At 30.7% G+C, this 16,290-nt stretch carries 14 protein-coding genes; 5 read left to right on the forward strand and 9 right to left on the reverse strand.

What is annotated here, in order from left to right; all coding sequences use genetic code 11:
• Positions 1–143: 143 nt before the first annotated feature.
• Both ACZ5N4_RS26015 and ACZ5N4_RS26020 read left to right on the forward strand, forming a co-directional pair.
• A complete protein-coding gene (locus ACZ5N4_RS26015) occupies positions 144–1,454 on the forward strand; it encodes a pyridoxal phosphate-dependent aminotransferase (protein ID WP_464205613.1) in 1,311 nt (436 codons plus the stop codon).
• A gap of 765 nt (positions 1,455–2,219) precedes the next feature.
• Positions 2,220–2,954, forward strand: coding sequence for an MBL fold metallo-hydrolase (locus ACZ5N4_RS26020; RefSeq protein ID WP_464205615.1), 735 nt, complete (start codon positions 2,220–2,222; stop codon positions 2,952–2,954).
• Between the two features lie 50 nt (positions 2,955–3,004).
• On the opposite strand, the gene ACZ5N4_RS26025 is transcribed toward ACZ5N4_RS26020, so the two are convergent.
• A complete protein-coding gene (locus ACZ5N4_RS26025; RefSeq protein ID WP_464205617.1) occupies positions 3,005–4,561 on the reverse strand; it encodes an ABC-F family ATP-binding cassette domain-containing protein in 1,557 nt (518 codons plus the stop codon).
• A 209-nt stretch (positions 4,562–4,770) separates the two neighbouring features.
• Here ACZ5N4_RS26025 and ACZ5N4_RS26030 point away from each other — a divergent pair, with 209 nt between their 5' ends.
• The gene (locus tag ACZ5N4_RS26030; protein WP_464205619.1) at positions 4,771–5,946 is read left to right on the forward strand and encodes a class I SAM-dependent rRNA methyltransferase; all 1,176 of its coding nucleotides are present in this window, start codon (positions 4,771–4,773) and stop codon (positions 5,944–5,946) included.
• 210 nt (positions 5,947–6,156) lie between these two features.
• Here the strand turns inward: ACZ5N4_RS26030 and ACZ5N4_RS26035 are convergent, their stop codons facing one another.
• The 3 genes from ACZ5N4_RS26035 to ACZ5N4_RS26045 all read right to left on the reverse strand — a co-directional run bounded on the left by ACZ5N4_RS26035 (position 6,157) and on the right by ACZ5N4_RS26045 (position 9,075).
• Entirely contained in the window at positions 6,157–6,897 is a 741-nt protein-coding gene (locus ACZ5N4_RS26035; RefSeq protein ID WP_464205621.1) for a 2-phosphosulfolactate phosphatase family protein, read from the reverse strand.
• 89 nt (positions 6,898–6,986) lie between these two features.
• Entirely contained in the window at positions 6,987–7,907 is a 921-nt protein-coding gene (gene mnmL / locus ACZ5N4_RS26040) for a tRNA modification radical SAM protein MnmL/YtqA (protein ID WP_464205623.1), read from the reverse strand.
• Positions 7,908–7,944: 37 nt separating this feature from the next.
• Positions 7,945–9,075 (reverse strand): hypothetical protein, encoded by a 1,131-nt coding sequence (locus tag ACZ5N4_RS26045; RefSeq protein ID WP_464205625.1) that lies wholly within the window; start codon positions 9,073–9,075, stop codon positions 7,945–7,947.
• A gap of 250 nt (positions 9,076–9,325) precedes the next feature.
• Here ACZ5N4_RS26045 and ACZ5N4_RS26050 point away from each other — a divergent pair, with 250 nt between their 5' ends.
• Positions 9,326–10,372, forward strand: coding sequence for a YkvI family membrane protein (locus ACZ5N4_RS26050; protein ID WP_464205627.1), 1,047 nt, complete (start codon positions 9,326–9,328; stop codon positions 10,370–10,372).
• Between the two features lie 143 nt (positions 10,373–10,515).
• Positions 10,516–11,415, forward strand: coding sequence for a radical SAM protein (locus ACZ5N4_RS26055; RefSeq protein WP_464205629.1), 900 nt, complete (start codon positions 10,516–10,518; stop codon positions 11,413–11,415).
• 112 nt (positions 11,416–11,527) lie between these two features.
• Here the strand turns inward: ACZ5N4_RS26055 and ACZ5N4_RS26060 are convergent, their stop codons facing one another.
• The 5 genes from ACZ5N4_RS26060 to murI all read right to left on the reverse strand — a co-directional run bounded on the left by ACZ5N4_RS26060 (position 11,528) and on the right by murI (position 16,013).
• The gene (locus tag ACZ5N4_RS26060) at positions 11,528–13,327 is read right to left on the reverse strand and encodes a heme NO-binding domain-containing protein (RefSeq protein WP_464205631.1); all 1,800 of its coding nucleotides are present in this window, start codon (positions 13,325–13,327) and stop codon (positions 11,528–11,530) included.
• 169 nt (positions 13,328–13,496) lie between these two features.
• Complete coding sequence (locus tag ACZ5N4_RS26065; protein ID WP_464205633.1) at positions 13,497–14,165, reverse strand: helix-turn-helix domain-containing protein; 669 nt, start codon at positions 14,163–14,165, stop codon at positions 13,497–13,499.
• Between the two features lie 14 nt (positions 14,166–14,179).
• Positions 14,180–14,554, reverse strand: a complete 375-nt coding sequence (locus ACZ5N4_RS26070; protein ID WP_464205635.1) for a DUF3783 domain-containing protein — start codon at positions 14,552–14,554, stop codon at positions 14,180–14,182.
• A gap of 37 nt (positions 14,555–14,591) precedes the next feature.
• Positions 14,592–15,107: a peptidylprolyl isomerase gene (locus tag ACZ5N4_RS26075; protein WP_464205637.1), complete on the reverse strand. Its 516-nt coding sequence runs from the start codon at positions 15,105–15,107 to the stop codon at positions 14,592–14,594.
• 123 nt (positions 15,108–15,230) lie between these two features.
• Complete coding sequence (gene murI, locus ACZ5N4_RS26080; protein ID WP_464205639.1) at positions 15,231–16,013, reverse strand: glutamate racemase; 783 nt, start codon at positions 16,011–16,013, stop codon at positions 15,231–15,233.
• Positions 16,014–16,290 lie beyond the last annotated feature (277 nt).

A 16,290-nucleotide genomic window follows, 5' to 3' on the forward strand; every position in this document is an offset into this window, starting at 1 on the left:
ACTTATATACAGGTGAGAACCTTCAGCAAATGAAAAATGTGCAAAACCAGTACGAGAAACTGTATGTTTTGAAGATTTCTGAGAAGAGCAATGAATGCTATGCATACATTATAAATTACATATTTTAAGGGGGTATTTTATTCATGAATAAACCAGTATTATCAGATCATTTCAAAAAAAGAATGCCATCAGACGTAAGACTTGGTCAGATCAAATTTGAGGGACGTAAAGTTAAACCTGCATTAATCAATGTAGCAATTGGAAACGTTTCACTTCCAACAAATCCTGCTATGCAGAAAAGAATGTTTTCATTAAATGCACCTGAAAGCCCATTTACAAAGGGTGTTATAAGATATTCAGGTACTGCTGGTGTACCTGAAGCTCAAGAAGCTTTTAAAAACATTCTTAAATGCGAAGGGTTTAATACTGATAAATTACACGTTGCAGTAACTGATGGTGGATCCAGTGGTATGGAATTGTTATTACTTGGTGTTTGCGGAGATGCAGGCACAGGTGAAAAACCATTTATGATGATTGACCCAGCTTATACAAATTATATTTCTTTTGCAGAAAGAATCGGACGTAAAACTGTTACAGTAAAACGTCATTTAGGCGAAGATGGCAAGTTCAGTCTTCCAGAACTTGACAAAATCGAAGAAACTATTAAAGAGCACAATCCTGGGGCACTTCTTGTAATACCTTACGACAATCCTACAGGACAGCTCTATGATTATGCAACTCTTAAAGAGCTTGCTAAACTATGCGTAAAATATAATATGTGGATGGTAAGTGATGAAGCTTATCGTGAACTTTATTATGTTGACACTGATCTAGTAAGCATCTGGGGATTAACTGATGCAGATGTACCTGGCATAGAAGGAAGAAGAATAAGCTTAGAGACAGCATCAAAGGTATGGAATGCCTGCGGTTTAAGAATCGGAGCTTTAATCACTGACAATGAAGAATTCTATACTCAAGCAGTAGCTGAATATACTGCTAACCTTTGCAGTAACGTTATCGGTCAGTATATATTTGGAGCACTAGCACATGAAACTAAGGAAGATATTGCTGGATGGTGCAAAGGACTTCGTGAGTACTACAAAGAGATAATGTTTAAATTCTATAATAATCTAAAGGAATTAGAACCTGGTCTAATCGTTTCTAGTCCTGATGCATCTATCTACTCAGTAATTGATGTTAGAAATATTGTAAAACCAGGATTTGATTCAATCAACTTTGTTTTATATTGTGCACAAGAGGGCTCAGTAAACTTAAACGGAGTGGATACAACTCTTTTAGTAGCACCTTTAAAAGGTTTCTATGACATTAAACCAGGCGATGCTAATCCAGGAAGTACTCAATTCCGTGTAGCATTTATAGAAACTCCAGAAAACATGGAAAAAGTTCCTGAATTATTCATTAAGCTTTTAAAACAGTATGAAGCTCAACGCTAAAATTTACAAAATAAGCGTGATAAAAGATTAAATACCACCTGCATAGAGTGTGGTTTACTATGGGATTATCTTTTGTTAGGTAACTCAACATAAATAAAAGGAGCGCGTTGCACTCCTTTTATTTCTATTACACAATTTTTAGCTCACTATATTCTTCTTACGTCGCATTGCCTTACACGTATATACAATATATTATATTTATATTAACTTCCAAATTCAATTTATTAAAATGAATAAAGTATAGACACTTAAAGAGCTTGATTTATAGAAATAAATATGATAAGATTTATAAAAATTGATGTTATGAGGTGAATATTCAAAATGATTCATTAATCTTATTTAAACTAGATTTATATAACTAAGCAAAGTTTAAGAGCATACTTTTAAGTATGTTTGTTCAAGTTGCTTTTTTATGTAATATAATTGAGTTTTGGATAAGATTATGTTTATAATAAATCATTTTACCATATATACTTCATGGCAACCTTAAATAGATGCTAATATGTACTATAACATTTTTTTAACATTCACGTTTTAATTTTATGATTTTATATGAACACATTCACTTTCCAAAACTATACAGTTTAGGGGAGTTTTTTTATGCTTAATTTAAAAAATTAATCTAAATAACTATAAATAATTTCCGCGACTTACTAAAACTCAAAATACAAAAGATAATTTATAGTACAAGATATCATATCAAAGTATAAAAAAAAATCTAACCTAAATATATCATAGCTTAAATTAAGGAAAGGTGGGTATTAAATGGCTTTATTAAAAGTTACTGAAAGAGTTTATTTTCTTGTCAATGAACAAGAAACCGATAGACCATTATTAGGTTACATCAAAGGAGATAAGTATTCACTTATGATTGATGGTGGAAACTCAAAAAATCATATAGAAAAATTTAATAAGTTATTAAAAGAATCTAATTTAAAAATTCCAGATTACGCAGCTATTACTCATTTTCATTGGGATCATACATATGGAATGCACGCAATCGAAGGAAAAACGATAGCATGTGAAAGAACCAATAAAAAGTTAAAGACCATGGCTAAGTGGGAATGGTCTGATGTTGCAATGAAAAACCGTCTATTAACTGGTGAGGATATCGAATTTGCAGATACAAATATCCGTAGAGAATATCAATCTTTACAAGATATAAAAGTTGTAACAGCAGATATAGTATTTGATGATGAATTAAAACTTGATTTAGGTGGTATTAATATTATTTTAAAGAATGTTGTTGCCCCTCATTCAGAAGATTCTGTTATAGTTTATGTCCCTGAAGAAAGAGTGATTTTTATTGGAGATGCTTATAGCAAAGATTATTATGACAATTGTAAATACGATCCAATTAAAATAAAAAACTTTGTTACCACCTTAGAAAATCTAGAATTTAATACTTGTTTTGTAGGACATTCTAATCCTTTGAAAAAGGAAGATATTATTAGATTTTTAAACTCACAATATGAGCAAATTGTAAAAGAAAATTATTAAGTTTAAAAATATGAAAAAGAGCTAGTTTTCTAGCTCTTAATTAATAAATATTATACGATTTTAGTCGTCCAAGACTCACAATCCCATATATCTGTAACTACATCTCTATAAAATTCTGGTTCGTGGCATACAAGTAGTATAGTTCCTTTATATTCTTTTAATGCTCTCTTTAATTCTTCTTTTGCTTCTACATCTAAATGGTTTGTAGGCTCATCAAGAATAAGTATGTTTGTTTCCTTATTTAATATCTTACATAATCTAACCTTTGCTTGCTCACCACCGCTTAAAACTACAACTTTACTTTCGATATGTTTAGTTGTAAGACCACACTTTGCAAGCGCTGCTCTTACCTCATATTGAGTAAATGAAGGAAACTCCTTCCATATTTCTTCTATACAAGTGTTATAGTTTGCTTCCTTTATTTCTTGTTCAAAATAGCCAACGTATTGGTAATCACCAAGCTCCACTTCGCCAGAAACAGGCTCTATTTGTCCAAGTAAGCTTTTTAAAAGTGTTGACTTACCAAGACCGTTTGCCCCTACTAAAGCAATCTTTTGTCCTCTTTCCATGTAGAGATTTAATGGTTTTGTTAATGGCTCATCATATCCTATAACTAAATTCTTAGTTTCAAAAATCATCTTACCAGCAGCTCTAGCTTGCTTAAAGTTAAACTGTGGTTTTGGCTTTTCTGCTGTAAGTTCTATTCTATCAATCTTATCAAGCTTCTTTTGTCTAGACTTTGCCATATTAGCAGTAGCAACATTAGCTTTATTTCTAGCAACAAAGTCCTCTAGCTTCTCTATCTCCTTTTGTTGTCTATCATAAGCAGCTTCTAATTGAGCCTTTTTTAGCTCATACAATCTTTGGAATTCATTATAGTCTCCAACGTATCTTGTTAGTCTTCTATTTTCAATATGATAAATCAAATTAATTACACTGTTTAAGAATGGAATATCATGAGATATTAATAAAAAGGCATTTTCATAATTTTGAAGATATCTCTTTAACCACTCAATATGCTCCTCATCCAAATAGTTTGTAGGCTCGTCTAGAAGTAATATATCTGGATTTTGAAGCAATAACTTACCTAAAAGAATTTTGGTTCTTTGTCCGCCAGATAAATCTGAAACATCTTTATCAAGTCCTAAATCCAAAAGTCCTAATCCTTTTGCCACTTCCTCTACCTTAGCATCTATAACATAAAATCCATTATGATCCAACATGTCTTGAATTACAGCAGTTCTTTCAAGGGCTTTATTCATCTCGTCTTCATTCATGTCTCCCATACTGCCATAAAGTGTATTCATTTCTGTTTCAAGATCAAAAAGGTATTGGAATGCACCTCTTAATGCTTCTCTAATTGTCATACCTTTAATTAATGAACCATGCTGATCCATGTAACCTACCCTAACATTATTTGACCAAATAACTTGTCCTTCGTCTGGCATAAGATTGTCTGTTATTATGTTCATAAATGTTGATTTACCTTCACCATTAGCTCCAATAAGGCCAACATGTTCACCTTTCAGTAATCTAAATGAAACATCTTCTAATATAGCTCTATCACCAAATCCATGGCTAACATTTTTAACCGTTAATATACTCATATTTTTTCTCCTCAAATCTTTCATATTAAACATAAAATATCTCAAAATACTACAAGAAATAGTTTAATTTATTCTTGAGCATTATGTCAAAGGAATTTTAATGTATAAATTATTATTTTAAATTACAGTATGATAAAAAATATTATATACTACAATTTTCAAATTGTGATATACTACATAATGAACGAAAACAGGGAGGTAATGCGCTAATGGCTTGTAAGTTTTACTTATATAAAGGCAAGGGAAGAAAAGCTGAAAATGGGCACCCTTGGATATATACTACGGAAATAGAAGGCTACGATGGTACATATGAAAATGGTGATATAGTTGAAGTCTATAATTTTAAAAGCGACTTCATAGGAAAAGGATATATAAACGATGCTTCAAAAATTGCTATAAGAATGATGACAAGAGACATAAATGAAGAAATAGACGAAGAATTTTTTAGAAAAAGACTTAATGCCGCTTGGGAATACAGAAAAAAAGTTATAGACACATCAAGTTGTAGATTTTTATTTGGAGAAGCGGATTTTGTTCCTGGACTTATAATAGATAAGTATGAAGATTACTATGTAATGCAATCTTTAGCACTTGGAATTGATAAGTATAAGGATATAGTAGTAAAATTGCTAAAAGATGAATTTGGTGCAAAAGGCGTATATGAAAGAAGTGACGTAAGAGTACGCGAACTAGAAGGAATGGAGCAAACTAAAGGATTTTTAACAGAGCCTTTTGATACTAACGTTCAAATTATAGAAAATGGAGTAAAATATCACGTAGACATAGAAAACGGACAAAAAACTGGATTTTTCCTTGATCAAAAAGAAAATAGACACGCTATACATAAAATTTGCAAAAATGCTGATGTATTAGATTGCTTTACCCATACAGGATCATTTGCATTAAATGCTGGGGTAGCTGGTGCAAAAAGTGTACTTGGTCTTGACATATCAGAATTAGCTATAGCTGAAGCAACAAGAAATGCTGAGTTAAATGGTATTTCTGATAGAGTTAAATTTGAATGTCATAATGCCTTTGATGTACTTCATCAGTGGGTTAAAGAAGGAAGAAAGTACGATGTCGTAATACTTGATCCTCCTGCTTTTACAAAATCTAGATCTACAATTGATAGTGCAGTAAGAGGATATAAAGAAATTAACCTTAGAGGAATAAAAATGGTTAAGCCCGGTGGTTTCTTAGTTACTTGTTCTTGCTCACACTTTATGAACCCTGATTTATTTAAGGATACCATTGCTGACGCTGCTAAAGATGCTAGAAGAGTTTTAAGACAGGTAGAATTTAAGACTCAATCTCCAGACCATCCAATTCTATGGAACTCTGATGAGTCTTATTACCTAAAGTTCTATATATTCCAAGTAGTCTAGACACATTGTAAAAATTATGCGACACAAGACTCTATATAGGGGACTAGGCTGAAAGTCAGCTTATACGCCGGAATATGTTTCCAAGCTTCAGCACGTTAAAAACTTTTGGCTTTGGAAACATATCCCTCTGTATAAGCTAACTTTCTAGTTACTTTTTCTATGAAACTGTGTCGCAAAATTTTTATTTTACAAATCACATTACTACAATTATTAAACAACGGCTCTCTTATCTTTGTTGTCACTTACGGTAATTATTCCATCATTATACTCTGGAACTATATTAATTATATCTTTTTGGCAACAGTAGTCTAAATCTTCCTCTAGGTTTAGTTCTTTAATTCTTTTATAGTGACTGGCATATTTTACAAAACTTATTATGTTTTGGTTTTCTTTATATATATAATAAGCAGTTTTAGATATATCCGTAAGTTCAATATCTTCTCTTTCTCCTAACAAACAATCAATAATATATCCGGCACATATAAAATCATCCATGGAAAACTGTCCTAAAGTACCTGCATTTACTATAACTGCATCATTATTTAAACTAATTAGCTTTTCTGCTACAGCCTTGGCATTTATTAGCGCACCTATTAATATATTCTTAGCTCCTAAACTACCTTGTATAGCTCTTGTACCGTTGCTGGTAGTTATAACTAATGTTTTACCTTCTACAATGCTTCTTCTATATTCAAGAGGAGAATTAGCACAATCAAAACCTTCTATTTTTAATGCTTTTCTTTCTCCACCAAGAATATATTTTTTTCTATCCTTATTTGCTATTTCCAAGGCTTCTTCTATTGTTAATACTGGCACCACAGCCTTACAGCCATTGTTCATTGCTGTAGTTATAACAGATGTCGCTCTAAGCATGTCTATAACTACTATAGACTTCTTCAAAATTTTTTCTTGTTTTATATCATCTGCAGAAATTATTAAATCTACTTTCATAAAAGTCCCTCCTATTATTTTCTCTGAATAAAATCTCATAAAGCACACATTGCTTGTCCTTATTGTTGATGAAAAATAAAAGAGGAATTTTATTTGTGATATATGCCTTGATATATTCCCCTTTTTTCTAGTTCTGAATCTATAGAATTTAATATCTCCCACTTTTTTAAGCTCCACTGTGGACCTATAAGTAAACTTCTAGGAGCGTCTCCTGTTAGTCTGTGGATTACCATATTTTGCGGAATAATCGATATTGAAGAACATATTATATCAATATATTCTTCTTGGCTTAAAAATTTTAATTCTCCTTTATCATAAAATTCCACAAGAGGAGTATTCTTCATCAAATGTAGCAAGTGAAATTTAACTCCCTGCACATCCTGTTTTGCTACATAGTTTACTGTATTTAACATATCTGATTTTGTTTCTCCTGGTAGTCCGAAGATAACATGGGTAACAACATCAATATTTCTCTTTCTAAGATTTTCTACAGCCTTTTCAAAAGTACCTAAATTGTATCCTCTATTTATTTTTTTCGCTGTGTCTTCATTAAAGGTTTGTAATCCTAATTCAACCCACAGATAAACTCTTTTACTAAACTCCTCTAAAAGATTTAGTACATTCTCTCCTAGGCAGTCAGGTCTTGTAGCTATTGCTAAAGCTACAACACCTTCCTCATTTATAGCCTCTTCATATTTTTCTCTAAGAACATCTACATGTGCATAAGTATTTGTATATGCTTGAAAGTATGCTATATACTTGCCTTCCTTCCACTTTTTACTCATAACCTCTTCTATGGATTTAAACTGTTGTTTTATAGAAAATTGTCTATTACCTGCAAAATCCCCAGAACCTCTTTCACTACAGAATACACATCCTCCCTTGCTTATAGTTCCATCTCTATTAGGGCAAGAAAAGCCAGCATCTAGTGAAATTTTAAAAACCTTACATCCAAATTTTTGTCTTAAAAAATAGTTTAAACTATAATATCTTTTGTCTCCCCACTTCATTGCTTCTCTCCATAAGTAATTTTTTATTTAAATTATATCACATTTTCTTTGGTTTAAAATCTCTGAGATTAATCTGCCATTTTCCTATAACATCTGAAGCAGATCTATCCTCTGGTTTTTTAGGTACTACATCAAAATTTAGAGTTTCTTTATCATAAGATGAAAACAAAACATCTACCTTATCCATAGGAAATTTTTCCTCAAATTTGAATGGTATTAAATCTCCTCCGTCTGCTTTGTAAACCCGTATGCAATGTCCTATATTAGGCTTTATATACTGTACAGTAATAAATTTTTCTGTTGGTGAAAATGTTAAGAACTCTACCTTTGAACTCTTTAATAAATCTAAACTAGTTATATCTTTTCCTATAGGTTTTTCCTTAGCCTTTCCACCGCCTCCCTCCTTTTGTTTATCTCCACCTCCAGTATCGCCGCCTTCTCCGCCACCTGCACCGCCTTTATCTGAAGCTTGCACTGCCATGGCTTCTTCTAATTTTATAACTGCAATATAAGCATCCTTGTCAAAAGTACTTATTGCTAAGCTATCTCCACCATAGGAAAAAGTTATAATTCCATATTGGCTTTTAGGAACTGTAATTTTATCTATATTTGTCTTATCATCTTTTGGAAAAGCATAATTTGGTATACCACCAAAGTCTACTACAAGATTTGTGTTTACATTATTCTTGTTTCTAAGCCTTATTTGATTATTCTGTATAAAAGCTTCCTTCTGTATTATGTTATTCGTTTCAGTTATCTTATAATCTGTGTCTTCTTTTTTTATTTTCAAAGTATATTCATCTAAAGATGCAAAAGGTTTAGTTACATCTGATCTAGATACTCTCATTTTAAAAAGTCCAGATTTTCCTATTTCATTCGTTTCTGACAAATCATATCCTAATATTTTCAAGCTTCTATTCTCTTCACTAATAGAACTTTTCGAAAGCTCTTTCGAGTAAAATCTCTTGCTATTTTCAGTATCTTCTTTCATTAAATATTTCATATAAGTATCAGCTACATTTGTAGCTGCTTTCATGTCAAAGCTCTCTGTAGTGCTTTTACTTTCTTCTTTTTTCTTCGAAGCGCAACTTACTAATACACTTTGAACAAACAATAACGAAATTGCAATTACTAAACCTAATACCCACCTTTTGTTCGCCTTCCTCATTTTACTCCCCTCCGTTTATGTAAAATTTCATGGAAACTCCTTTTCTATTCCTCAAAGGAGTAAGCGATCCACACAAAATCAGAGATTTTGGTTCTCTGCTTATGTTCTAGTTTTCCCTTAAAATAAAAATTTAATTTATGAATCATTATTTTAATGTTATTAATATATATTTATATAGATGTGTCTATTTAGGAATGTCACTAGTAATTATTTTATGTGTTCTTAAATTTCAATGTTAGGAGGGGTTAAATTGAAAAAAAATCTATATTTAATTTTTCAAGTTGGTGCAGTTTTTATTGGGACTATAGTTGGAGCTGGACTTGCATCTGGCCAAGAAATAACTCAATTTTTTACGACATATGGATACAAAAGCTTTATAGGCATATTTATTTGCTTTTTTATTTATATATTGATGGGTTCAATAATTATTGATATAAGTTTAAGGTACAAGCTCTCTTCTTATGATGGTCTTATCAAACTAGTAAGTCCTGGATTTTTAGGAAGAGCTACTAATTTTCTTACTACTATTTTTCTAATCAGTGGTGCTGCAATAATATTAGCTGGCAGCGGATCACTAATCCACCAGTACTTTGGTATATCTAAATGGTTTGGCATAATAATAATGTCTCTTACCGCAGCGCTTGTGCTTTTTAGAGATACAAAAGGACTTATAGAAATAAACTCTTTTATCGTTCCTTCTCTTATTACTGTTATAGTAACTATATTCATATTATACTTAGCTTTCTATAAAAATATAAACTCAGTACATTTAAAGACTATTCCGCATTATAAATCTAACTGGCTTTTTTCATCACTTATTTATGGTGGTTTTAACATATTGTGCTGCAGCGGCGTTCTTGCACCTCTTAGCACAGAGATTAAGAATAGGAAAATTCTTATTCCAGGCATATTCCTAGGTTCCTTAGGTTTGACTATCTTATCCTTTATTATAAATTTTTTACTTCTTTTAAATATACCTTATATATTTAAATATGAAATCCCTTTGTTATACATAGCCAATAGATTTGGTACTGTAATACAGATACTGCTATTAATCATAATATGGCTTGAGATGTTTTCTACTGAGGTATCTAACATATATAGTGTAAGCAAAAACTTAGAAGAAGCCTTTGGTATTTCCTACAAAAAATTAGTTGTATTAATTATTCTCATAGCAATTCCTATATCCCAAATAGGATTTGTAAATCTTATATCTGTTTTATACCCAGCTTTTGCTGTAGTAGGCTTTATTTTTATAATTCAATGCTTTATTTTTTATGTTAGGAAAAAATTATAACCTATACAGATATTTATATATAACTGTATAATTATTTAAGGCATATGAAAAGAAATAAGAGACCAAATATGCGAGAATACTGGTCTATTATTTATTTGATTATGCCTAAGGTAATATTTTTACTTTAGATAGAGGTGTTAATAATGTTTGACTTACTTAAAAGCTGCAGATTATGTCCAAGAAATTGTAATGTAAATAGATTAGATAGTAAACTAGGTTTTTGTAATTCAGGTGATACTGTTAAGGTTGCATTAGCATCCCTTCATTATTGGGAAGAGCCCTGTATATCTGGCAAAAATGGTTCTGGAACTGTATTTTTTTCAAATTGTAATTTAAAATGTGTATTCTGTCAAAATCACAGGATAAGTGCTGAGGGAATAGGAAAAGCTATCTCCATTGAAAGATTAAGCGAAATCTTTTTAGAGCAGCAACAAAGAGGAGCTCATAATATAAACTTAGTTACTCCAACACATTATGTTCCTCAAATTATAAAATCACTGGACTTAGCAAAATCTAATGGGCTCAATATACCAATTTTATTTAATACCAATGGCTATGAAAATGTTGATACTATAAAAGCCTTAAAGGGATACATAGATGTATATCTTCCGGATTTAAAATATTTTGACAACAAATATTCTGCTAAATACTCTAATGCACCAGATTATTTCGAAAAAGCTTCTAAAGCCATAAAAGAAATGTTTCTTCAAGTTGGAGAACCAAAATTTGATGACAATGGACTAATACAAAAGGGATTAATTATACGACACATGATGTTACCTGGTTTATTGTTTGATTCAAAAAAAGTTATAGACTACATATATAAGAACTATGGTCACTCGGTTTATATAAGTATAATGAATCAGTATACTCCTATGCATGATGTTAAATTATTTCCTGAAATTAATAGGCCCCTCAATCCTAAACATTATGACAGCCTTATAGATTATTGTTTATATTTAGGAGTAAAAAATGCTTTTATTCAAGATAATGGTACTTCTTCAGAAAGCTTCGTACCAGGATTTGATTTAAAAGGAATATAAAAACTAGCAGGAAGCCATTAAATGGCTTCCTGCTAGTTTTTTATACTCCTCAAGTTATTTACATTCATTATTCTAAACTTTATCTCTTAACTAGGTTAATTTCGTATAAATATTATATTTTATATTTGCCTAATTCTGTTTTAAATGTTTCAGCTATATTTTTAAAATCATGAATATTTACTATGAGCTTTCTAATTTCGTTAGTGTAGTTTGAAACACTTGCACTTACTTCTTCAGAGGAAGCAGAATTCTCTTGAGCTATAGCAGCAAGAGATTCTATGTTATCATAAATACTTGCAATAGAGTCAGCCTCTTTGCTTAATTCGTTTATTGTTTGTATCATAGATGATGCTACAATCTGTACTGAGGTTGTTGCTTCATAGCTTATATCTCTCACACTCTCTAAACTTTTAGTTTCCTCTTGAAGAATATAATATTGAGAGTCTATTTTTTCTACTAGTCCTCGTATCTCTTCTACAAATTGAACTAAATTTGTATTTATCTCTTCCACTGCATTCTTTGACTGTTCCGCTAATTTTCGTACCTCTTCTGCAACTACAGCAAAACCTCTTCCTTGTTCTCCTGCACGAGCAGCTTCAATAGATGCATTTAATGCTAATAAGTTTGTCTGCTCAGAAATACCAGATACTATGGAAACAATATGTGTAATATCCTTTGCTTTACCTTGAAGTTCAAGTCCCTTATCTTTAACCTGTTGAAACTTGTCCAAAGTATCCAGTATATTTTTACTTGTATTATTTACGTTTTCATAACTATTATTTATTTTTTCTAGAGCTTTTTCTAATTCAGTTTTATTACTGTTTTCACTTTCAACGATGCTTTTAAGATTTTGAATATTATCATTAAGTACCGAAACCGCTCTTTCAGTATTTTGAGCTTGGTCTACTGCACAATTAGCTACTTGCTCAACTACATCAGATATTTCTGCAGATGTATGATTCATAGAATCGGATATTGTATTTATATTACTTACAAATGTATTCATTTCGTCTGTAACACCTTTGAAGCCTACAAAATCTGCTCTAACGCTTTTTTTATGATTCTTTAGTAATCTATATATATCTTCAAAAAAGTCTCCTGTTTCTATATCTCCATCTTCAATAAAGCTGCTGTTAATAATTTTATTTAAATCATCCATTATAATGGATTTAGGCCCCATAAGAGCAGATGCAGCTATCCATGAAGCTATTGCTGGTATAACTGAAACTATTATAGCCTTAACTACATTGTTAACTCCAATAATAGGAATGGACGTAGCTAGAGAAAGTATGAATGTGAACAATCCTACTTTTGCACCTATATCTCTTAAAAATCCCAATGAAAGAAACTTGTTAAATCTATATACTTTTTTATAATATATATCCTTCTCAAAAGTAAACTTAAATTTTACCGATTCATTAGTTTTCTCTATTTCCTCTATTTTAATCTTCTCATTAAAAAATCTAGAAGCTCCTTCAATTAATCCTGCAAGATAGTCAAACATACCTCTTTGAGATCTATAATCAAAAATAGCTACCCTATCCGATATAGGAGTTATTGTTACTAGCGGTGGCTTAGCTCCTGGGAATTTCTTCGTCATAACAACATGTATATCAAATAGTGACTTTAGAAATGAATATAGATTTTCATGCTCGAAAAATGCTGGAAAGTCACTATGAAATGCACTTATGTTATCTATTCCTATTTCCTTCCATAAACTTTTAGTGTCAACCTTATTATCTTGTGCTATTAGATTAATTGCTTCCTTAACTTTTGTATCTTCTATATTTTCTGCAGGTGAAAATATTTTATTTGATCCCCAGCCTACAGCTTCCATAGCCTTATCCACTGTGTCATTACCATATAACTTTCTACAGGTTCTCATCCATGTAGCAACTACAGTCCCTTTCATATACTTCCTCCTAAATAATTACAAAATTTCATGAAAAACTACTACTTATACAAATAGTTTATATTAAAATAAATTATACAACATTAGTATTATTTTGACAAAGGTATTTATAATAGATTAATAAAAGTCTCTATTACTTAACCCAGTAATAGAGACTTTTATTAATCTATTATAATTTTATCTCAAGTCTATCAAGCTTAGCTATAACCTTGATATCTTTTACCCCAACTGTTTCTGTTCTTAAACTACCTCTATTGCTTAAAAGCAATAACTTACTATTATCTAACTTCTTTATTTGCCTCACTGTTCTCTTGTTATCATATTCTACAAGGCATACTGCATTATTTTCTACTTCATGTGTGATATGAGCAAAAGCTAAATCCCCTTTTGATATCCTAAATCCTATCATGTCATCATCTTCAATTTCTAAATATAATACCTTATCCTGAGCATAGCCATCAACCTTATTGTTTATTAATGGAAGCTGCTTAAAACTAATCGGTCTTTCCATATCATATGTATAAACAGGAACTTTTTTTAATACTGAGCCAAAGGCTTCATTCCACACATCCTTTACCTCTTCCTGTTTCTTTTTACTAGAAAACTTTTCAGTCTTTTCTTCTTTATATACTTGCTCTTCAAAAGACATTGTAATATCATTAATATCTTTTCCCAATACCTTTGATAGTCTATCAATTAAACTTTGGTTTATGACTTTTCTTCCTGATTCTATTTCACTAATAAAGCTTTCAGATACACCTAACTTTTTAGCTAATTGTTTTTGGCTGATACCAATACTAGTTCTTATATTTTTTACTTTTTCTCCAACTCTACTCATTTTTCCCCCAACTTTTACTTCCTGTGATTTTTAAACCATTCTCTTTCTTCTATTAAGTGTTCCAATAAATTTTCAAAAGTCCATTCTATAGATGTTTCTGTAACTACAGCTAAAATAGGTTTACTTATCAAGTTAACTCTTAAGTCTTTTATGACTTTCTCTAATTCCTCATCATTAAAATTATTTAATAATATAACCTTTTCTTGTGGAAGGCTACAATTATATATATCTAATTTTAGTCCATTCAGTATATCTTTTATTTTCATTTTTCCCATAGGCTCTTCAATAACCTTGTATTCAGGAAGGTTATTTTTTTTCAGTAGGTCATGCATAATTTGTTTTTCTTCTTTATCAAAACCAAATATCAACATAGTTTTATCGTTTTCCAACAGCAGTGCACTCCCTTCTTTAACTTATTAAAATTTATTAAAATTTTTCTGGCTCAGGGTACTCTTTTCCAAAAGTATCTACTGTAACCTCTTCCATTACTTGTTCTTCATAAGGTCTATCTCTAAAATCTGTTTTAGAATTTACTATTTCTTCTGATACTTCCTCACCTTCTATTAGCTTACCAAATGATGCATATTGACTATCTAGATGTGGTGAGTCTTCTACCATAATAAAAAATTGACTTCCAGCAGAGTTAGGATTCATAGCTCTTGCCATAGATAAAACACCTTTAGCATGCTTAAGCTCATTTTTAAATCCATTGTTACTAAATTCACCCTTTATTGAATATCCTGGACCACCTGTTCCTACTCCTTCCGGACATCCTCCCTGAATCATAAAACCAGGAATTACCCTATGAAATGTTAATCCATTATAAAAGCCTTTCTTTATTAAGCTTATAAAATTATTAACTGTATTTGGAGCAATTTCTGGATATAATTCAGCCTTCATCACTTTTCCATTGTTCATTTTAATCGTTACTATTGGATTCATATGTATTCATTCTCCCTTCATTTAACAAATCTTAATATAGTATATTTGAATTATATCATAACTTTTATTATTTACTATTTCCTTCATATATATCTATATAATTTATATAGATTAATTCAAAGACTATTCATTTAAATTCAGCAATCTATAACTTAAATTTATGATTTCATTATTATTTAGAGAATTGCTTATTTCCACCTTACCCGCTTCTTCCCTTTTACTTATAATATTATATTCTAATAGTTGTCTTTTTAATTGCTTCGCAGTCCCCATGCTTCCATCAATAATAGGAACTTTATTTTCTAATACTATAGATAACTCTTTTTTTATGAATGGATAGTGAGTACACCCCAAAACTATTGCTGCAATTCCAGTTTCTTTGAAGGGCTCCACCTTTTTTTGCAAGTATTTATTTACTTCCTCACCTTCTATTATTCCCTCTTCTATTAATTCAACCAACCCTGGACAAGGTAATGGAGTAATCTCTGCTCTATCTCTGTAATTTTCCATCAAATTATTAAACTTAGCTTCTGCTAAAGTCATAGGAGTAGCCATAATAATTATTTTTCCTTTTCTATTATATTCTACTGCTGGCTTTAAAGCAGGTTCGATACCTATTACAGGCATGTGTTCACTATACTTTTCTCTTAGATCTGTTATCGCTGCACTAGTAGCCGTATTGCACGCAATGACTAATGCCTTAGCATTCTTCTTTATTAAATAATCAACAGCATTAAAAGTTAGTGTTTTAACTTCTTCTACACTTTTTGTGCCATAAGGAGCATTCTTAGAATCTCCAAAATAAATGTAATCTTCTCTAGGTAAAACCTTTATTGCCTCTTTTAATACACTAATTCCTCCTACACCTGAGTCAAAAAAGCCAATAGGCCTATTTTCTAAATTCACTTTACCACCTCATTGTGTACATATGTATATTTTATATTATATAATATACATATGGATTACACAAATTCAATAGTGCATTTTGCATAAATATTCATTGAAAATGTATACATTCAAAATTAATATGAAAAAACTGAATTTTCAAATAAGTTTATTGCATTTTCTTTTTTATTATAATAATCATATTTTTAAAAACAAACCCCTTGCAATGACTTTATTTTCAAATTATTCGTGGTTCGTTTACAAACTCATCCAAATGTAAGAAATAACATACTATTGC

Source organism: Clostridium nitrophenolicum (assembly GCF_055391695.1).